The 20,276-nt window shown below is 61.2% G+C and carries 16 protein-coding genes; 8 read left to right on the plus strand and 8 right to left on the minus strand.

The window, feature by feature from the left end:
• Positions 1–83: 83 nt before the first annotated feature.
• Together AC1DIJ_RS06315 and AC1DIJ_RS06320 are read right to left on the minus strand one after the other, a co-directional pair.
• Positions 84–1,631, minus strand: a complete 1,548-nt coding sequence (locus tag AC1DIJ_RS06315) for an amino acid permease (protein WP_112387444.1) — start codon at positions 1,629–1,631, stop codon at positions 84–86.
• A 116-nt stretch (positions 1,632–1,747) separates the two neighbouring features.
• Entirely contained in the window at positions 1,748–2,521 is a 774-nt protein-coding gene (locus tag AC1DIJ_RS06320) for an N-formylglutamate amidohydrolase (protein ID WP_112386950.1), read from the minus strand.
• A gap of 215 nt (positions 2,522–2,736) precedes the next feature.
• Here AC1DIJ_RS06320 and AC1DIJ_RS06325 point away from each other — a divergent pair, with 215 nt between their 5' ends.
• The 5 genes from AC1DIJ_RS06325 (at position 2,737) to AC1DIJ_RS06345 (ending at position 7,726) form a co-directional block, all read left to right on the plus strand.
• Positions 2,737–3,609, plus strand: coding sequence for a MurR/RpiR family transcriptional regulator (locus AC1DIJ_RS06325; RefSeq protein ID WP_112386949.1), 873 nt, complete (start codon positions 2,737–2,739; stop codon positions 3,607–3,609).
• A 190-nt stretch (positions 3,610–3,799) separates the two neighbouring features.
• Positions 3,800–4,903 (plus strand): ABC transporter substrate-binding protein, encoded by a 1,104-nt coding sequence (locus AC1DIJ_RS06330; protein WP_112386948.1) that lies wholly within the window; start codon positions 3,800–3,802, stop codon positions 4,901–4,903.
• A 70-nt stretch (positions 4,904–4,973) separates the two neighbouring features.
• A complete protein-coding gene (locus AC1DIJ_RS06335) occupies positions 4,974–5,867 on the plus strand; it encodes an ABC transporter permease (RefSeq protein ID WP_112386947.1) in 894 nt (297 codons plus the stop codon).
• A complete protein-coding gene (locus AC1DIJ_RS06340; protein ID WP_112386946.1) occupies positions 5,864–6,652 on the plus strand; it encodes an ABC transporter permease in 789 nt (262 codons plus the stop codon). Before AC1DIJ_RS06335 ends, AC1DIJ_RS06340 begins: the two co-directional genes overlap by 4 nt.
• A gap of 12 nt (positions 6,653–6,664) precedes the next feature.
• Positions 6,665–7,726, plus strand: a complete 1,062-nt coding sequence (locus tag AC1DIJ_RS06345; protein WP_112386945.1) for an ABC transporter ATP-binding protein — start codon at positions 6,665–6,667, stop codon at positions 7,724–7,726.
• A 189-nt stretch (positions 7,727–7,915) separates the two neighbouring features.
• Here the strand turns inward: AC1DIJ_RS06345 and AC1DIJ_RS06350 are convergent, their stop codons facing one another.
• From AC1DIJ_RS06350 to AC1DIJ_RS06370, 5 genes are all read right to left on the minus strand, one after another.
• Entirely contained in the window at positions 7,916–8,917 is a 1,002-nt protein-coding gene (locus tag AC1DIJ_RS06350) for an ATP-binding cassette domain-containing protein (RefSeq protein WP_112386944.1), read from the minus strand.
• A 12-nt stretch (positions 8,918–8,929) separates the two neighbouring features.
• Positions 8,930–9,994 carry a Gfo/Idh/MocA family protein gene (locus tag AC1DIJ_RS06355; protein WP_112386943.1) on the minus strand — a complete coding sequence of 355 codons (1,065 nt, stop codon included), beginning with the start codon at positions 9,992–9,994 and terminating at the stop codon, positions 8,930–8,932.
• The gene (locus AC1DIJ_RS06360) at positions 9,991–10,833 is read right to left on the minus strand and encodes a carbohydrate ABC transporter permease (protein ID WP_112386942.1); all 843 of its coding nucleotides are present in this window, start codon (positions 10,831–10,833) and stop codon (positions 9,991–9,993) included. The genes AC1DIJ_RS06355 and AC1DIJ_RS06360 overlap by 4 nt, the downstream gene beginning before the upstream one ends.
• A 10-nt stretch (positions 10,834–10,843) precedes the next feature.
• Complete coding sequence (locus AC1DIJ_RS06365) at positions 10,844–11,788, minus strand: carbohydrate ABC transporter permease (protein ID WP_112443991.1); 945 nt, start codon at positions 11,786–11,788, stop codon at positions 10,844–10,846.
• Positions 11,789–11,966: 178 nt separating this feature from the next.
• Positions 11,967–13,226, minus strand: a complete 1,260-nt coding sequence (locus AC1DIJ_RS06370) for an ABC transporter substrate-binding protein (protein WP_112386940.1) — start codon at positions 13,224–13,226, stop codon at positions 11,967–11,969.
• Between the two features lie 532 nt (positions 13,227–13,758).
• Here AC1DIJ_RS06370 and AC1DIJ_RS06375 point away from each other — a divergent pair.
• Genes AC1DIJ_RS06375 through AC1DIJ_RS06385 form a run of 3 tightly spaced genes read left to right on the plus strand, consistent with a single transcriptional unit; the run spans position 13,759 to position 16,326 of the window.
• Positions 13,759–14,643 carry a BadF/BadG/BcrA/BcrD ATPase family protein gene (locus AC1DIJ_RS06375; protein ID WP_112386939.1) on the plus strand — a complete coding sequence of 295 codons (885 nt, stop codon included), beginning with the start codon at positions 13,759–13,761 and terminating at the stop codon, positions 14,641–14,643.
• Positions 14,640–15,401 carry a GntR family transcriptional regulator gene (locus tag AC1DIJ_RS06380; protein WP_112386938.1) on the plus strand — a complete coding sequence of 254 codons (762 nt, stop codon included), beginning with the start codon at positions 14,640–14,642 and terminating at the stop codon, positions 15,399–15,401. Before AC1DIJ_RS06375 ends, AC1DIJ_RS06380 begins: the two co-directional genes overlap by 4 nt.
• A gap of 52 nt (positions 15,402–15,453) precedes the next feature.
• On the plus strand, positions 15,454–16,326 hold the full coding sequence (locus AC1DIJ_RS06385; protein ID WP_112386937.1) for a protein phosphatase 2C domain-containing protein: 873 nt from the start codon (positions 15,454–15,456) through the stop codon (positions 16,324–16,326).
• Positions 16,327–16,418: 92 nt separating this feature from the next.
• Here AC1DIJ_RS06385 and metH read toward each other — a convergent pair whose 3' ends face one another.
• Complete coding sequence (metH, locus tag AC1DIJ_RS06390; protein WP_112386936.1) at positions 16,419–20,192, minus strand: methionine synthase; 3,774 nt, start codon at positions 20,190–20,192, stop codon at positions 16,419–16,421.
• Positions 20,193–20,276: the final 84 nt, after the last annotated feature.

A 20,276-nucleotide genomic window follows, 5' to 3' on the forward strand; every position in this document is an offset into this window, starting at 1 on the left:
GCCCGCCTGATGCTTTTTCATTGAACCGGGGATGGGGCCGCGTGCGCCGCGGCCCCGCCATTCGAGAGGGAAGCCTCTAGGCTCTAGTGTTCGCCCACGGCCTTTTCGGCAGCAGCGATTTCCGCCTGACGGCGTGCCACTTCGTCGCCGATCGGCGGGCCCTTGAAGCGGCGCTTCTCGAAGCCGAACCAGACGATGCCGGCCAGGACAAGGAAGCCGACCGTGACGTAGAGAGCCGGACCGTTCGGCGGCTGAACACCGAGAACGAAGATCAGGATCATCGCCAGGACCGTCAGCACCGCGAACAGCTTGAAGGCGCCCTCGCCGATGTTCCACGGGCCCATCTTGTCCCACTTCGACGTACCCCAGGCGAAGAGGCCGAGCGTGATCGGGATCGCGAAGGAGAAGAACAGGAAGATGACCGTGCACGAGACGACGATCGTATAGACCGGCGTATCGCCGATCGAGACGAGCGAAGAGCCCCAGACGAACAGGACCGAGAGGATCGAACCCGTCCAGATCGCAGCAACCGGCGTACGGTATTTCGGGCTGACCTTGGCAAGTGCCTTGGAAGCCGGAAGACCGCCGTCACGCGAGAAGGCGAAGATCATGCGCGACACCGAGGTGACGGTCGCAAGGCCGCACAGCCACTGGCTGACCAGAATTGCGAAGTAGAGGATATCCTTGACGACAGGATTAACCTGCGCGTCCATCGCCCAGAAGAACACGTTCCAGCCCTGCTTTGCGGCATCGTCCATGTTCGGCAGCATGAGGACGAACGAGCATAGCATGATGTAGCCGAAGAGGGCCGACCACAGCACCGATGAAACCATGCCGCGCGGCACGGAATGCGCTGCCTTGACGGTTTCTTCGGACGTATGCGCCGAAGCGTCATAGCCGGTGATCGTGTAGATCGGCAGCAGCAGACCGAGCAGGAACACCCAGGTGCCCGATGTCGCCGGCCAGACATTGCCGCCAGCTTCGCCGGAATAGTTGGCGAAGGTGAAGAGCCGGCCGATTTCATAGGACGGAGCCGCAAAAAGGCAGACGGCCGAAAGCACGATGGCCGTTGCGAAGATCAGATAGCCCGAGAAGTCCGTGAGCTTGGCGGTGAGGCCGATACCCATGTGGTTCACGAGAGCCTGTGCGCCGGTGATGATGATCAGGAAGACGATACGCACGACAGTCGTATCGGTCAGGCCGAAATAGCTGGTGCCGAAGGAACCCATGAAGAAGTAATAGGTACCGACATTGATGGCGCCGAGAACGGTGACCAGACCGAGCAGGTTGAACCAGGCGGTCAGCCAGCCGGTGAAGCGGTTGCCGAGGATCGACCCCCAGTGATAGAGGCCGCCGGCCGTCGGATAGGCAGAGCTGATCTGCGCCATCGCCACGGCGAAGACGAGCGAGACGAAGCAACCGATCGGCCAGCCGATGCCGATTGCCGCGCCACCGGCACCTGCCGTTGCCTGAGCCAGCGAATTGATGCCGCCGGAGAGAATGCAAATGATCGAAAACGAGACTGCGAAGTTCGAGAACGAGCTCATGCGCCGTTCAAGTTCTTGGGCATAGCCCATGGAATGCAGGACACTCATGTCCTGCTTCTTATCCAGATCGGTATAGTCAGACATGACTTCCCCCTGTTCCCGATCGGCCGCGGGATTGCGGTCGATCTTGTGCCAAATTGCCCGTGGCATTTGCCATCGGGCGGTCCGCAGCAAAGCTGCTCCCTGGGGCCTTTTTCTTTTTAGGGTGAGCCTTCCAGACATTGCTGGAGAAGCCCTGAGAGATAGTCGGCCATGACCCCTTGGCCGGCATCGTCCTTGATGAGGTCGTTTCGGACCTCGATCATTACATTGCGGAACCCGTTGGAAACCCCGTGCAGGATCAGCGTATGCGTCACGCCGTCTTGAGGGCCGTAGGGCTCGTTGCGTTCTGTCTTGTAGAGCGGCGCATCGGCCGCAGCCGTCAGCATCTTGTCCGCGAGGCGGCTGTCGGCATCGTGCAGGATACCGAGCTCGACTGCACGCGGCTTGCCGTTGAAAACAGGCGTAAAGCTGTGGATTGTGACGACGACGGTCTCCTGCCCCCTCGCCTTTCGCTCCGCGATCAGCCTGCGCACGGCATCGTGAAAAGGAATGTACAGCGCTTCGGTGCGAGCCTTGCGCTCTTCCGCGCCGAGATTCTGGTTGCCCGGAATGGGATAGATCTCGCTCTTCTCCGGCATCGCGCCCGGCGCTTCCGGCGGGCGGTTGCAATCGTAGATCAGGCGGGAAAAACGCTGCGAGACGAGCGTGGCGTCAAGTGCGGCGGAAATACCGCTCGCAACCGCCAAAGCCCCCGGATCCCAGGCGATGTGGCTCTCCCGCGCATCCTTCGAAAGGCCGAGATCGCCATAGCGTTCAGGCAGCGTTCGCGACGCATGCTCGCAGATGATCAGCAGCGCGCTCTTGCCGTCGCGCCGCTCGATGCTGACGCAACTTCCTTCTGCTTCGCTTAGCACCTTCAGTTCAGTGAGCACGGGGGCAACGCCTCGCCAGATGGCTTTATAAAAAATTAATAAGAAAAGAATTCTTCAGGTTCTCCACACTGTCAAGCGCATCCTGAAAATTTCTTTTCATGACAGTAGTTGACATGGATTGTGACAGCGTTGTTAACTTTGAGTGGGAAAGTGGCACCTGACGCAAAGGGAAAGCGTCGGGATCAAAACAAGCCATTCCCGGGGAGCATGATCGAGTGAACGCCGCGTCGAAGACGGTCTCGGACGTCATCCACTCGCATTTCGACGCGCTGACGCGCGCCGAGAAGCAATTGGCTGAAAGTCTGCTGGACAACTACCCAGTCTCCGGGCTGGGCAGCATCACCACCATTGCGGAAAATGCCGGCGTCTCGACGCCGACGGTGGTGCGCATGGTGCAGAAGCTCGGCTTCAAAGGCTATCCGGATTTCCAGGCGCATTTGCATCAGGAGGTCGAAGCGACGATCTCCAACCCGATCGCCAAGCACGACCGCTGGGCCTCGAATGCCCCGGGCACGCATATTCTCAACCGCTTCGCCGATGCCATAATCGGCAACCTGCGCCAAACGCTGACTGATCTCGACACGGCAACCTTCGAGAACGTCGCGTCGCTGCTGTCTGACCGCAAGCGCGGCCTCTATTTCGTCGGCGGCCGCATCACCGGCGCGCTGGCCGAGTACTTTTTCACTCACATGCAGGTCATCCGGCCGAACACCGCCCTGCTCTCCTCGAATTCGTCGAGCTGGCCGCAATACGTGCTCAACATGAATGCCGGCGACCTGCTGATCATCTTCGATATCCGCCGCTACGAGCAGGAGATGGTGAGCCTGGCGCAGGCCGCCCGCAAGCGCGGCGCCGACATCATCGTCTTCACCGACCAATGGGGTTCGCCCGCCGCCAAGCTCGCAAGGCACGCGTTCCGCGTCCAGATCGAGGCACCGTCGGCCTGGGATTCCTCGGTCGTCACGCTTTTCATCGTCGAGGCCCTGATCGAAGCCGTCCAGAGCTCGACATGGGACGAAACGAAGGAGCGCATGAAAACGCTGGAGGGCCTGTTTGAACAGACCAGGCTCTTCCGCAAGCTGGGTTGAGAGGGAAAGGGGCAAGACTAAACGAAATCAATGAGGGCGTAGATAAAATAGAATAGCGCGTCGCAAACAAGACAGCGGCCGCAAGCACCTGCAATCATAAGAAAAATTAACGTCACGCGGCTGTCATACAAGCTTCATGCAACGTCAGTAACAGCTTCGCCAGACCACTGAAAACCGAAGGAGAACAACAGTGATCTCTAACATTTCTCGACTGCTTTCGCTTTCTACTGCGATCGTCGTAGCTTCGACTGCGATTGCCGCGGCTGAACCGAGCGCCGACCTCATCGCTGCCGCCAAGAAGGAAGGCACGCTGACGACCATCGCTCTCCCGCACAACTGGTGCGGCTACGGCGACGTCATCGCAGGCTTCAAGGCCAAGTATGGCATCGAAGTCAACGAACTGAACCCGGACGCTGGTTCGGGCGACGAAATCGAAGCCATCAAGGCCAACAAGGGCAACACTGGCCCGCAGGCTCCTGACGTCATCGACGTCGGTCTCTCCTTCGGCCCGTCTGCCAAGGCCGATGGCCTGATCCAGCCCTACAAGGTCTCCACCTGGGATTCCATTCCGGACTCCGCAAAGGACGCTGACGGCTACTGGTACGGCGATTACTACGGCGTTCTCTCGTTCGTCGTGAACACCGACATCGTCAAGAACGTCCCGAAGGATTGGGCCGACCTGAAGAAGCCGGAATACGCCAACTCGGTTTCGCTCGCTGGTGACCCGCGCGCTTCGAACCAGGCTGTTCAGGCCGTCTACGCTGCTGGCCTCGCTGCCGGCGAAAAGGACGCAACGAAGGCTGGTGAAGCAGGTCTCTCCTACTTCGCAGAACTCAACAAGGCCGGCAACCTAGTTCCGGTTATCGGCAAGTCCGCTTCGCTCGCTCAGGGCTCGACCCCGATCGTCGTCGCATGGGACTACAACGGTCTCTCCTGGCGCGACAGCCTGAACGGCAACCCGCCGGTTGAAGTCGTCGTTCCGACCTCCGGCGTTGTCGCCGGCGTTTACGTTCAGGCGATCTCGGCTTTCGCTCCGCACCCGAACGCTGCCAAGCTCTGGATGGAATACCTCTATTCGGACGAAGGTCAGCTCGGCTGGCTGAAGGGCTATTGCCACCCGATCCGCTTCAACGACCTCGCCGAAAAGGGCAAGGTTCCGAAGGAACTGCTCGACAAGCTGCCGCCGGCTGAAGGCTATGCGAAGGCCGTCTTCCCGACGCTCGACGAGCAGGACAAGGGCAAGGCTGCTATCACCACGAAGTGGGATAGCATCGTCGGCGCCAACGTTCAGTAATATCTGCCACGCCTCCCCGCCCATCCGGCGGGGAGGCTCTTTTTCACCTCGACGCCCCCGGATAGCTTCCATGAGCACTGTGACTGCGCCTGTGGCAAGCACTGCCCCATTCTTCAACCGCGATCGCGTGGTGGATTGGCTCGGCATTGCGCCCTTCATCATCTTCGCGCTGCTGTTTTTGATCATCCCGACGCTCTATCTGGTCATCGGCGCCTTTTTCACTCCGAATGGCCAGTTCACGCTGAAGAACATCTCGGATCTCTTCACGCCCTCGATCATGAACGCCTACTGGATCAGTATCCGGGTTTCCGTCGCATCGGCTCTCGGCGGCGCGCTCATCGGTTTCTTCCTTGCCTGGGCCGTGGTGCTCGGCGGCCTGCCCTCCTGGGTGCGCGGCACGCTGCTGACCTTCTCGGGCGTTGCCTCCAATTTCGCCGGTATCCCGCTCGCCTTCTCGTTCCTGGCGACGCTCGGCCGCACCGGCCTTGTCACCATCTTCCTGCGTGACTGGTTCGGCTTCAATCTCTACGGCACGGGCTTCAACCTTCTGTCCTTTTTCGGCCTGACCATCACCTATATGTATTTCCAGATCCCGCTGATGGTGCTGATCCTGACGCCAGCCCTCGACGGCATGAAGAAGGAATGGCGCGAGGCCTCCGAAATTCTCGGCGCCACCAATCGCCAGTACTGGACGATGGTCGCCCTGCCGATCCTGTGGCCGAGCCTGCTCGGCACCACGCTGCTCTTGTTCGCCAACGCCTTCGGCGCCATCGCCACAGCCTACGCGCTGACCGGCTCCTCGCTCAACATCGTGCCGATCCTGCTCTACGCGCAGATCCGCGGCGACGTGCTGCACAACGCCAACCTCGGCTACGCGATCGCGCTCGGCATGATCGTCATCACCGGTGTGTCGAACGTTCTTTATCTCATGCTGCGCATGCGCGCTGAACGGTGGCAGAAATGAAGGGTTCTCGTATCGGCGCCTGGTTCGCCATCATCATTGGTGCGACCTACTTCATCGTTCCGCTTCTCGGCACGCTCGAGTTCTCGCTGCGCATGCGCCGCGACGGCTACAGCTTCGATGCCTACAAGTCGGTCTTCTCCGATGCCCAGTTCCAGCAGACCTTCGGCTATTCGATGCTGATGGCGCTGATGACCATCATCTTCGGCATGCTGCTCGTCGTGCCGACGGCCTATTGGGTTCGCCTGCGCGTACCGCAGATGCGCCAGATCATCGAGTTCATCACGCTGCTGCCGCTGGTCATCCCGGCGATCGTCATCGTCTTCGGCTATCTGCGCCTGTATAACTCCTCGTCGATCCTGCCGCTGACCGGCTCGACCATGGGGACCAACGTGCTGCTGGTCTTCGCCTACATCACGCTGTCGCTGCCTTACATGTACCGCTCGGTCGATACGGCGATGCGCGCCATCGATGTGCGGACGCTGACGGAAGCCGCCGAAAGCCTCGGCGCCAAGTGGCCGACGATCATGTTCAAGTGCATCTTCCCGAACGTCATGAGCGGTGTGCTCTCGGGCGCCTTCATCACGCTGGCGATCGTCATGGGCGAATTCACCTTTGCCGCCCTGCTGAACCGTCCGGCCTTCGGTCCCTACCTGCAGCTCGTCGGTGCCAACAAGGCGTATGAGCCGTCGGCGCTCGCTGTGATCGCCTTCTCCATCACCTGGCTCAGCATGGGCTTGCTCAATCTCGTCTCCCGCTTCGGCAAAGCCCGTCCGGCCAAGGCTTAAGGTATCCGTCTCATGTCATTTCTCACGCTGACCAACATTCAGAAGTCCTTCGGCCAGGTTCAGGTCGTCAAGAACTTCAACATGAATATCGAGAAGGGAGAGTTCGTCTCCTTCCTCGGCCCATCGGGCTGTGGCAAGACCACCATCCTGCGTATGATCGCCGGTTTCGAAACGCCGACCGGCGGCTCGCTGACGATCAACGGCAAGGACCAGAGCCCGCTGAAGCCGAACCAGCGCAATATCGGCATGGTGTTCCAGGCCTACGCGCTGTTCCCGAACATGACGGTGCACGACAACGTCGCCTTCGGCATGAAGGTTGCAGGCAAGCCGAAGGCCGAGATCGACGCGCGCGTCAAGGAAATGCTCGGCCTGATCCGCCTCGACCACCTGGCGGAGCGCTACCCCTACCAGATGTCGGGCGGCCAGCAGCAGCGCGTGGCTCTCGCCCGCGCGCTCGCCGTCAAGCCGCAGGTCCTGCTTCTCGACGAACCGCTCTCGGCTCTCGACGCCAAGATCCGCGTATCGCTGCGCGAAGAAATCCGCGCCATCCAGCGCCAGCTCGGCATCACCACCGTCTTCGTCACCCATGACCAGGAAGAGGCGCTGTCGATCTCCGACCGCATCGTCGTCATGAACGCCGGCAAGGCTGACCAGATCGGCACGCCTTTCGAGATCTACAACACGCCGTCGACCCGCTTCGTCGCCTCGTTCGTCGGCACGCTGAACCTGATCGAAGCGAAGGTCGTCGACCCCGCTGCCAACCGCATCCAGATCGGCGATCAGGGCGTGACGCTGAAGCAGTCGGTGCAGACCTACAAGGCTGGCGATACCGTACAGCTGGCGCTGCGCCCGGAAGCCGGATCGCTGGCCGAAGGCGTCAAGAGCGACACGGCGCTGACCGGCGAAGTCGTCTCCGCCCACTTCCTGGGCTCGGTCATCCGCACCCGCATGAATGTCGGCGGCAACATCATTTCCTTCGACATGTTCAACAACCCGGGCGTCACCCCGCCCCAGTCGGGCGAAAGCGTCACGCTGCGCTTCATGGCGGCGGATCTTCTCGTCATCCGCGACTGACCGGACAGCATACCCTCCTGCCAGGCGCCGCTCACCGCGGCGCCTTTTTTCTTTGTGCAGTTTCCGCGATGCACGGCGGGCATTCCATCGGCCGGCGCAAAAAGGGCGGCATTGCCAAGCAACACCGCCCTTTGTTTTTAAATTCGTCGGCCCGGAGAAGGGCGGCTGCCTCCCTCACCCCGTCAAACCCTACCGGATCGCCTGATCGTTCCCATCAAACCGGTGCATATGCCCCCGGTCCGGCGTCGCGTAGACGATCTCATCAGGAGCATACTGATGCTCGCCGAAAAGCCGCGCCGTCAGCAGCCCGCATTGATCGGACTCCAGATAGACGATCGTGTCAGCACCGAGATGCTCGACATGGACGATCTTCGCGTTCCAGGTGCCGCTGTCGCGCGACAGCGTCAGATGCTCGGGACGCACGCCGATGGTCTTGGCTTCCGTGTCACCGAGCTTGTCCGCGGCAATGAAGTTCATCATCGGCGAGCCGATGAAGCCGGCGACGAAGACATTAGCCGGGCGGTTATAGAGCTCCATCGGCGAACCGACCTGCTCGATCGCGCCGGCATTCAGGACGACGATCTTGTCGGCCAGCGTCATCGCTTCGACCTGGTCGTGGGTGACGTAGATCATCGTCGCCTTCAGCTGACGATGCAGCTTGGCGATCTCCAGACGCGTCTGGACACGCAAGGCGGCATCGAGGTTCGACAGCGGTTCGTCGAAGAGGAAGAGTTCAGGCTCGCGCACGATGGCTCGGCCGATGGCCACACGCTGGCGCTGGCCGCCGGAGAGCTCGGCCGGGCGGCGGGCGAGATAGGGCGCCAGCGACAGCATGCCGGAGGCCTCCGTCACCCGCTTCTCGATCTCGTCCTTCGGCTTGCCCGCCTGCTTCAGGCCGAGGCCCATGTTATCCTTGACGGTCAGGTGCGGATAGAGCGCGTAGGACTGGAACACCATGGCGATACCGCGCTTGGCAGGCGGCGTCAGCGTCTCGTCGCGGCCGTTGATCAGCACCGAGCCAGATGTGACGTCCTCCAGACCGGCGATGCTGCGCAGCAGGGTCGATTTCCCGCAGCCCGACGGGCCGACGAAAATGACGAACTCGCCGTCCTGCACCTCAAGGTCGATGCCCTTCAGCACCTCGTGCGTGCCGTAGGTCTTGCGGATGGATTTCAGTTGAAGCGATCCCAAGGGTCGAATTCCTTACAGTTTGACCGGCTGGCCGGTGCGTACGCTCTCGTCGGCGGCAAGGCAGATGCGCAGCGAAGCCACCGCATCGCCCATATGCCTGTTAAGGTCGATATCCTCGCGGATGGCCTTCAGCATGAAGGCCTGCTCGAAATCGCAGAGTTCCTGATGGCCGGGCTCGCCCGCCATCGTCATGTCCTGATCCGGCGTGATGAACTTGCCGTCAGGCCCGGTCTCGGCGTTGTGAAGGCGGATGACGGATGTCTTCGTGTGCGTGTCGATATCGTCGGACTTGGCGTTCGGATCCATGACGATCGAGACCGCGCCGTTCGGCGACATCACGTCCTTCACGAAGAAGGCTGTCTCCGAAATCATCGGCCCCCAGCCGGCTTCGTACCAGCCGACCGAACCGTCTTCGAACAGCACCTGCAGCTGGCCGTAGTTATACATGTCAGGCGCGATCTCGTTGGAGAGGCGTAGGCCCATGCCGCGCACTTCGACCGGCTTGGCGTCGGTGATCTGGCACATGACGTCGACATAATGCACGCCGCAATCGACGATCGGCGATGTCGTCTGCATCAGCGACTTATGGGTTTCCCAGGTCGGGCCGCTGGACTGCTGATTGAGGTTCATGCGGAACACATAGGGGCCGCCGAGCCTGCGCGCTTCCTCGATCAGCTTGATCCAGGACGGGTGATGGCGAAGGATGTAGCCGATGACAAGCTTGCGCCCGGCCTTCTTCGCAGCCGCCACGACGCGCTCGGCGTCGGCAACGGTGGTCGCCAGCGGCTTTTCGACGAAGACGTCGCAGCCCGCCTCGAATGCCGCAACGGCGTAGTCGGCATGGCTGTCGGAATAGGTGCAGACGGCGCAGAGATCAGGCTTCAGCTCGGCAAGGGCCGCATAAAAATCCGGATGGATCTTGTAGCCTGAAAGAGCCGGATCGAGCTTCGGCGCCGAGCGGTTGACGAGGCCGACGATCTCATAGCCGGGGTTGTTGTGATAGGCGAGCGCGTGGCTGCGGCCCATATTGCCGAGACCGGCAACGAGGACGCGGACGGGCTTTTGTGAACTGATCATTTCACTGCTCCGGAAGTGATGCCGCGGATCAGCTGCCGCGAGAAGATGACGTAGAGAACGAGGATCGGCAGGATCGCCAGCGACAGTGCCGCCAGAACCGCATTCCAGTTGGTGACGAACTGGCCGATGAAGATCTGCGAACCCAGCGTCACGGTCTTGGTGGCTTCGGCCGGCGCCAGGATCAGCGGGAACCAGAGATCGTTCCAGATCGGGATCATGGTGAAGACGGCAACCGTCGCCATGGCTGGGCGCACCAGCGGCAGCACCAGGCGGAAGAAGATCGCATATTCCGAGAGACCGTCGATACGCCCGGCATTCTTCAGATCGTCGGAGACTGTGCGCATGAACTCAGAGAGAATGAAGATCGCGAGCGGAATGCCTTGCGCCGTATAGACGAGAACAAGCGCCGTCAGCGTGTTGACGAGACCGGCAGCGACCATGCCTTGCAGGATGGCGACCGTGCCGAGGCGGATCGGGATCATGATGCCGATCGCCATGTAGAGGCCAACGAGCGTATTGCCCCTGAAGCGGTATTCCGACAGTGCGAAAGCGGCCATTGCGCCGAACAGCAGCACCAGGAAGATCGCCACCACCGTGACGATAAAGCTGTTCTGGAAGTAGAGCGCGAAATCGCCCTGCCCCAGCACCGTCTGATAGCCGACAAGGCTGAAGGTCGATGGCGTCGGGATCTGCAGCGGCGAGCGGAAGATCGCGTTGCGATCCTTGAACGAGTTGATGATCGTCAGGAACACCGGGAAGATGGCAATCAGCGTGTAGCCGAGGAGCGCCAGGTGAACGAGCCCGGTGCGCAGAGGAGACGTGCGTGCTTTGTTGGACATGTCGCGCCCCTCAGAACTGATACCGGCGCATGCGCCGCTGGATGGCAAAGAGATAGAAGGAGACGCCGGCAAGAATGATGACGAACATCACGGTAGCGATCGTCGCCCCCATCGAGCGGTCGCCGAGTTGCAGCTGGAAACCGAAGAAGGTGCGGTAGAGCAGCGTGCCCAGGATATCGGTCGACATGTCAGGCCCCGCGAGAGCGCCCTGCACGGTATAGACAAGGTCAAAGGCGTTGAAATTGCCGACGAAAGTCAGGATCGAAATGATGCCGATGGCAGGCAGGATGAGCGGCAGCTTGATCTTCCAGAACTGCGCCCAGCCGGTAATGCCGTCGCATTCGGCAGCCTCGATCACCTCTTCGGGGATCGACAGCAGCGCCGCGTAGATCAACATCATCGGTATGCCGATATACTGCCAGTTGGAAATCAGCGACACGGCGATCAGCGCCGGACCGGACTGGCCGAGCCAGGGCGCGAAGAGGCCCTTCAGCCCGACGAGGCCCATCAGCCAGGGCGCAACGCCCCAGATCGGCGACAGGATCAGCTTCCAGATGAAGCCGACGATGACGAAGGACAGCAGCGTCGGCAGGAACATGGCGGTGCGGTAGAAGGCCACGAACCGCAGCCGCGGCGTCGACAGCAGGGCCGCCAGCGCAATGCCGATCGGGTTCTGCACGCACATATGGATGACGAAGAAGATCAGGTTGTTGACCAGCGCGTTCCAGAAGTCGTGCGCCCAGCGCGCGTCACCGAACAGCACCTTGTAGTTCGCCAGCCCAACGAAGGCCGGCTGACCGTCAACGAGATTGTAGAACGAAAGCCTGAGCGTTTCGATCAGCGGCAGGATCATGATCGCCGAATAGACGACGAATGCCGGAAAGAGAAAGACGCCGATATGCCAGCGTATGGGGCGCTTGATCGGGGTGATGTCTGCCGATGTCTGGTCGGTCACGGTTTGCTCCGAGGTCAACGTCTCCCTCATTCCTGTGCTTGTCACAGGAATCCAGTGGCGCCGCGTCTGCGGCGCCGGAGACTCTTTTCACGCGAAAGACTTCGCGTGGCTGGATTCCTGTGACAAGCACAGGAATGAGGGTGGCAAAAGGGTTGCCACCCCCAATATCTGTCAGGCGTTACTTGCCAGGCTTGTACCAGCTGTCGAGGCCCTTCTGGAGCTTCTCGCCGGCGACGGCAGGCGTGTCGGTGCCGTTGATGACGTTGGCCGATTCAACCCAGGTCTCGTTTTCGAGGTTCGGGGTGCCGCGCGACAGGATCTGGTAGGTCGAGCGGACGGTCGACTTGTACGGGCCGCGCCAGGAAACGAATTCCTGAGCCAGCGGATCGCTCATCTTCACAGGGTTGGAGTTCAGGCTGAAGAAGCCCGGCAGCGAGTTCGCGTAGATGTCGGCGAATTCGCTCGAAGCAACCCACGACAGGAATTTCTTGGCTTCTTCGGCATGGGCGCTCTTGGCGTTCAGGGCAACGCCGATATCCGGATGGTCGGAGATGTAGCCCTGATCGCCAGCCTTCGGAACCGGCGGCGGGAATGCGCCCATCTTGAACTGTGCCTGCGTGTTGAACAGCGCGATTTCCCACGAACCGGCAGGATAGATCGCTGCGCGGCCGAGCGTGAAGAGGTTCTGGCTGTCCGAGTAGGTCTGCGCTTCGAAGCCGTCGCCGAGGTAAGGCTTCCACTTGGCAAGCTCTTCGTAAGGCTTGACCCAGTCGGCATCCGTCAGCTTCTGCTTGCCGGAGATCAGAGCGGCGCGGCCGTCTTCACCCTTCCAGTAGTTCGGACCGATGTTCTGGTAGCCCATGGTCGCGGCTTCCCAGAGATCCTTCGTGCCCATGGCGAGCGGGATATAGGTGCCGTCAGCCTTGATCTTGTCGAGGGCTGCGAAGAACTCGTCTTCCGTCTTCGGGATCGAGATGCCGAGCTTGTCGAAGGCATCCTTGTTGTAGATGAAGCCGTGGATAACGGATGCCATCGGCACGCAGAAGCTCGACTTGCCGTCGTCGGTGGACCAGGCAGCCTTGGCGACCGGCGTGAAGTTCTCCATGCCCGGCAGGCTCGTCAGGTCGGCAAGCTGCTTCTTGTTGAAGAGCTCGAGCGAAGCATCGAACGGACGGCAGGTGATGATGTCGCCAGCGGAACCGGCATCGAGCTTGGCGTTCAGCGAAGCATTGTATTCAGTCGGGGCGGTCGGCGAGAAGACGATCTTGATGCCCGGGTTCTTGGCTTCGAAAGCCGGGATGATCTTTTCCTGCCAGATCTGCAGGTCGTCGTTACGCCAGCTTTCAACCGTCAGCGTCACGTCGGCGCCATAGGCAAAACCGGCCGACGTCAGCAGGCTCGACGCCAGCAGGAAGCTTTTCAGAGCAGTGTTTTTCATTTCCCTCTCCTGTTTTTAAGCGCCATCAGGCGCGTCTTTGGTTCTGAAACAAGCAATCGGAGTGTCTGAGGAAACACCCAACGCCCCTTTGGAGGATCGCCAGGGCTGGCGGTCCCTTAAGCTCGAACCGGCATGAAGGCTTGAAGCCTCCGGGCCGGACTGCACCTCCCATACACAAGCGGGGCGCGGTGTTTTCATAAGGAAAAAGCTGATGATGACGGGCCGGCGGATTGCCTGAACGGGCAGTTACGCGTCAAACCCAATCACCTTCAGGAGCGTCCCGGCATTTGATTTTGGCGCCGGTGTAAATTTGCCCCTGTTTGCTGTTCCCTTTTTCAGAATTAAGGCCAAAAAAATACCAATTGTCCAGCCGAATTTAACTTTTGGCGGTCCGAATTTTCATAAAAAATTTTTATCATTGAATATCAACATGATAGAAATATGAAATTTCAAAGCCAATTTTGCTTGGTAAATGGTATTTTTTTGGTATGGTAATAAAAAAACGACGGGAACAGCGTTATCCGGGGGTCCGATGACGGAACTGGCAATCGGCATTGATGGCGGCGGGTCAAGCTGCCGCGCCGCGGTCGCAGACCGGAGCGGCAAGATTCTGGGCCGCGGCACCGCAGGCCCCGCCAATATCCTGTCCAATCTCCAGGGTTCCCTGGAAAACATCATTCTCGCCGCGAAAGAAGCATTGCGCGATGCCGCATTGCCGCCTGAAACCGTTTCCAGCGTCTCCGCCGTCGTCGGCGTGGCAGGCGCCAATGTCGGCAACTACAGCAGCCGTATCGAAAAGGCCCTTCCCTTTGCCGATGGCAAGGTTGTGACCGATGCCTTGATCGCGCTGCAGGGCGCACTCGGTGATTCCGACGGTGTCATCGGCGCCTTCGGCACCGGCTCCGTCTACAATGCGCGGCGCCACGGCACGATCAGCGGCATCGGCGGCTGGGGCTTCATCGTCGGCGACCAGGCAAGCGGCGCCCGCCTCGGCCGCGACCTGCTGGAACGCTCGCTTCTCGCTTATGACAAGGTACGGCGCGGCTCTGCCTTGACCGAAAAGATCATGGCCGAGTTCGAAAACGATCCGGAAAAGCTCGTCGAATTCGCCCATGTCTCCAAGCCCAAGGATTTCGCGCGCTACGCGCCGGTGATCTTCGATCATGCGAACAACAATGACGAAGTCGCAGTTGGCATCGTCAGCGAAGCCGCAGCCGCGATCGGCGAAAATCTCGATGCGCTGATCTGGCCGGAATGCCCGGCGATCTGCCTGCTGGGTGGCCTGGCAAAAGCCTATCGCCCCTGGCTCGCGGAGCGCCATGTGGCGCTGCTCGCCGAACCGAAAGGCGACGTGCTGCAGGGGGCTGTCGAACTGGCCGTCAAACGCCTTCACATCGAGACGCGGGGGGCGGCATGACCGAAGATCTCTCCGCCATCCTCTCCCCCGAACGCGTCCAGGCCGGCGGCACCGGGCCGCTCTACGTCAAGCTTCGCCGCACGCTGGAAGAGGCCGTTCGCACCGGCACGCTGGGTCACGGCGATGCCCTGCCCCCGGAACGTGACATTGCCGAATTCGCCGCCGTCAGCCGCGTCACCGTCCGCAAGGCGATCGACGATCTCGTCGCCGATGGCCTGCTGGTGCGCCGTCACGGCTCGGGAACCTTCGTCACCAAGCCGGTTTCCAAGGTCGAACAGCGCCTGTCGCAGCTGACCTCGTTTACCGAAGACATGGCGCGGCGCGGCATGACCTCGCGGTCCGAATGGCTGCACAAGGGCATCCACACGCCCTCGCCCGACGAAATGATGATCCTCGGCCTCGGCACCGACATCAAGGTCTCGCGCCTGTCACGCCTGCGCATCGCCGACGACCAGCCGCTGGCGATCGAAAACGCCAGTGTCTCAGGCGAGTTCCTGCCTGATCCCTCTGTCGTCACCGCCTCGCTCTACGCCGAACTCGAACGCCGCCAGGTCCGCCCGACCCGCGCCGTCCAGCGCATCTCGGCCACCAATATGAAGGAAGCCGACGCCCACCTCCTCGGCGTCGCGGTCGGCGCCGCGGGCCTGTCGATCGAGCGTATCTCCTACCTCGCCTCCGGCCGCGCCGTGGAATTCACCCGCTCGCTCTACCGTGGCGACGCCTATGATTTCGTCGCGGAGCTGACGATCGCCTCCTAGTCATAGCGGATCGCATTGAAGAGCCGCTCGCCTGGCGCTATTCCTTGAGATCATGATCACAGGACCCAGAATATCCGTTCTCGACGCGGTTTCCGACCCGGGCAATCCGGCAAAGGCAAACGAAGACCGCTTCGGTCACAACGAAGCCTGCGCCTTCGTCATCGACGGCGCAACGGGTCTCGGCGATCGCCAATATATCGATGCTGATGGCAGTGATGCCGCCTGGATCGCCGCACGCTTCGCGGACGGTTTTCAGCGCGGCATTACGCGCAAGACGGCAATATCGGATATCGCCCGCGCTGTATCCGAGGGCGCCCGCAAGGATTTCACCGACAGACACCCCGGCGCCCCCCGCTATGCCTGGCCGCTCTCCGCCTTCGCCATGATTCATGCGACGGATGAGGCCTTCGACTTCTATGGTCTCGGCGACTCCTGCGTATTCCTGCTTCAAGACGACGGCTCGGCAAGCCTCCACACGGCGATACCGGGTGCCTATGCGCGCGAGCAGGAGCACGCGCGCAGCCACATCGCCCGCACCGGCGGCATCAACAAGGGCGGCGGCGCGCTCGGTGACACCGAGACGCTCGCCGCACTTCGGCGGCATCGCGAAAGCCAGAACACCCCGGGCGGCATCTGGACGCTCGGCCTCGTTTCCGAGGCAGCCGACCATCTTGTCCATGAGCGGCTAACGGTCAAAACCCGGGCGCACGCCGTCATCTGCAGCGACGGCCTGGCCGACCTCGTCGTCCTTTATGCGCGCTACGACGCGGCAAGCCTTGTGCGGACGGCACTCGACAAGGGATTGCGCCCGATGATCGAAGAACTCCGCCAATTAGAACGGGAGATCGACCCCGAAGGACTGCGCTATCCCCGCTTCAAGCAGAGCGACGATACAACGGCGATATTGGCGGAGCTCAGCGCCTAGACCAAAAACAGCATCATTTCAAAACGATAAGGGCGGAAAGTGAATCACTTTCCGCCCTTCTTGATTCAATTTCTGAACTCGCGGCCCTGAGATCAGGCCGCGTCTTCGATCGCGTCGCTGACCTTGGCAGGCACATAGTTCAGCACCGGGCCGAGCCAGCGTTCGACCTCGGTGACCTCCATGCCCTTGCGGGCGGCGTAGTCTTCCACCTGGTCCCGCTCCACCTTGGCGACGCCGAAATAGTAGGAATCGGGGTGGCCGATATAGATGCCTGATACCGAAGAGCCCGGCCACATCGCGTAGCTTTCCGTCAGCGTCACGCCCGCGGTCTTCTCGGCGTCGAGCAGTTCGAACAGCGTCTTCTTCTCGGTATGATCGGGCTGCGCCGGATAGCCGGGCGCCGGGCGGATACCGGCGTACTGCTCCGTGATCAGCTCGTCGTTGGAGAGCGTCTCGTCCTTGGCATAGCCCCAGTACTCGCGGCGAACCTGCTCGTGCATGCGCTCGGCGAAGGCTTCCGCGAAGCGGTCTGCCAGCGCCTTGACGAGGATCGACGAATAGTCGTCGTTCGCCCGCTCGAAGCGTTCGGCAATCGCCACTTCCTCGATACCGGCGGTCACGACGAAACCGCCGACATATTCCTCGATACCGGTTGCTTCGGGCGCGACGAAATCCGACAGCGCTACATTCGGACGGCCGTCCCGCTTCGACAGCTGCTGACGCAGCGTGTAGAAGGTCGCGAGCTCGTGCTTGCGGTCCTCGCCGGTGAAGAGACGGATATCGTCGCCGACGGCATTTGCCGGCCAGAAGCCGATCACCGCCCGCGGCCGGAACCATTTCTCGTCGATGATCTTCTTCAGCATCGCCTGCGCATCGTTCCAGAGAGCCCGTGCCGCCTCGCCCTGCTTCTCGTCCTCGAGAATCGCAGGATAACGGCCGCGCAGTTCCCAGGTCTGGAAGAACGGCGTCCAGTCGATATAGCGGGCGATATCGGCGAGATCGTAGTCTTCGAAAACCTTGGTTCCCAGGAAGCTCGGCTTGGTTGGCTTGTAACCGGTCCAGTCGACCTTGTGAGCATTTTCACGGGCACGCGACAGCGGCAGGCGCACCTTCTCGGCTTCGCTGCGCGCATGCGCGGCCGCGACCTTGGCATATTCGGTGCGGATATCGGCCACGTAGCCGTCCCGGTTGTCAGGTGACAACAGCGACGACACCACGCCGACTGCGCGGCTGGCGTCGGTCACGTAAATCGCCTGACCCTTGTTGTAGCCCGGATGGATCTTCACCGCGGTATGCACACGGCTCGTCGTCGCGCCGCCGATCAGCAGCGGGATCTCGAAACCCTGGCGCTCCATTTCGGCCGCGACATGCACCATCTCGTCGAGTGACGGTGTGATCAGGCCGGAGAGGCCGATGACATCGACCTTCTCGGCCACCGCCGTCTCCAGGATCTTCGTTGCCGGCACCATGACGCCGAGATCGATGATCTCGTAATTGTTGCAGGCGAGCACGACGCCGACGATGTTCTTGCCGATATCGTGCACGTCGCCCTTGACTGTTGCCATCAGGATCTTGCCGGCTGACTTCTGCTCGCTGCCGCCATTCAACCGCTTCTCTTCTTCCATGAAGGGAAGCAGAACGGCGACGGCCTGCTTCATGACGCGGGCGGATTTCACCACCTGCGGCAGGAACATCTTGCCCGATCCGAAGAGATCGCCGACGACATTCATCCCGGCCATCAGCGGGCCCTCGATGACATGCAGCGGACGCGCAGCCTTTAGGCGCGCCTCTTCCGTATCGGCCTCGATATATTCGGCAATGCCGTTGACCAGCGAATGCTCGAGACGCTTCTCGACCGGCCATTCACGCCAGGAAAGATCCTGCACGCGGCCTTCGCGCGCCGCCCCGCCCCGGAATTTCTCGGCCACCTCAAGCAGGCGCTCGGTGCTGTCAGACCGGCGGTTCAGCACCACGTCTTCGCAGGCTTCGCGCAGCTCGGCATCGATGTTGTCATAGACGGCCAGCTGACCGGCATTGACGATGCCCATGTCCATGCCCGCCTGGATGGCGTGGTAGAGGAACACGGCATGCATCGCCTCGCGCACCGGCTCGTTGCCGCGGAACGAGAAGGACAGGTTCGAGACGCCGCCCGAAATATGCACCAGCGGCATTTCCTTGCGGATCGTCCGTGTCGCCTCGATGAAATCGACGCCGTAATTGTTGTGCTCTTCGATACCGGTCGCGACAGCGAAGATATTCGGATCGAAGATGATGTCCTCGGGCGAGAGGCCAGCTTCCTCCGTCAGCAGCTTGTAGGCGCGGCGGCAGATTTCGACCTTGCGATCGTAGCTGTCCGCCTGCCCCGTTTCGTCGAAAGCCATGACGACGACGGCAGCACCGTAGCGATGCAGCAGCTTTGCCTGCGCCAGGAAATTCTCCTCGCCTTCCTTCAGCGAGATCGAATTGACGATCGGCTTGCCCTGAACGCATTTCAGGCCCGACTCGATGATCTGGAACTTCGAGGAGTCGATCATCACAGGCACGCGGGCGATATCCGGCTCGGCGGCGATCAGGTTCAGGAACTCGACCATCGCCTTCTCGGAATCGATCAGGCCTTCGTCCATGTTGATGTCGATGACCTGCGCGCCATTCTCCACCTGGTCGCGCGCCACGTCGAGCGCTGCGGTGTAATCGGCATTGGTGATCAGCTTGCGGAACTTGGCAGAACCCGTGACGTTGGTGCGCTCGCCGACATTGACGAACGGAATGTCCTTGGTGAGCTCGAAGGGCTCGAGGCCCGACAGCGACATGAAGGGGCGATGTTCCGGGATCGGCCGCGGCTTGTACTTGGCAACGGTCTCGGCAATGACGCGGATATGCTCCGGCGTCGAGCCGCAGCAGCCGCCGACGATGTTGACCAGGCCTTCGCGGGCAAAGCCCTCGATCTGCGCCGCCATCAGCTCTGGCGTTTCGTCATACTGGCCGAATTCGTTCGGCAGGCCGGCATTCGGATAGGCGCAGATGAAGGTGTCGGCAACGCCCGACAGCTCCTGCAGATGCGGACGCATGGCGTTGGCGCCGAGCGCGCAGTTGAGACCGATGGTGAACGGATTGGCGTGGCGCACCGAATTCCAGAAAGCCGATGGCGTCTGGCCCGACAGCGTGCGGCCGGAAAGGTCGGTGATCGTGCCGGAGATCATCACCGGCAGACGGATGCCCTTGGCCTCGAAGCGCTCTTCGCAGGCAAAGATCGCGGCCTTGGCATTCAGCGTATCGAAGATCGTTTCGATCAGGATGATGTCGGCGCCGCCGTCGATCAATCCGTCGATCTGTTCGCCATAGGCGATGCGCAGATCGTCGAAGGAAACCGCGCGATAGCCCGGATTGTTGACGTCGGGCGAAATAGAGGCCGTGCGGTTGGTCGGGCCGATGGCACCGGCCACGAAACGGCGGCGTCCGTCTTCGCGCTCGGCGCGGATGGCCGCGCGGCGGACGATCTCGGCACCTTCCTTGTTCAGCGCGTAGACCTCGCCTTCCATCTCGTAATCGGCCTGCGCGATGCGGGTCGAGGAGAAGGTGTTGGTTTCGAGAATGTCGGCGCCGGCCTTGGCATATTTATAATGGATCTCTTCGATCGCATCCGGCTGGCTGAGGATCAGAAGGTCGTTATTGCCCTTCTGATGACACGCGCAGCCGATGAACCGGTCACCGCGGAACTGGTCCTCATCATAGCCGAGCCCCTGGATCTGAGTGCCCATGGCGCCGTCGAGAACGAGGATGCGTTCGCTGGCAGCTTTCTTCAGCGCTGCGAACACTTCACTGCCGTCGCGTTTTACCCCATCGGGGCCAAAAAGATTGTCGAACACGGGCGGACTCCTTGACGTCGCTAATAACAGGGCGATCAAATCACATAAAGATATCTTTATGTCAATATATGCGGCGCGATTCCG

The sequence above is a fragment of the Rhizobium sp. 10N427 genome, assembly GCF_056394605.1.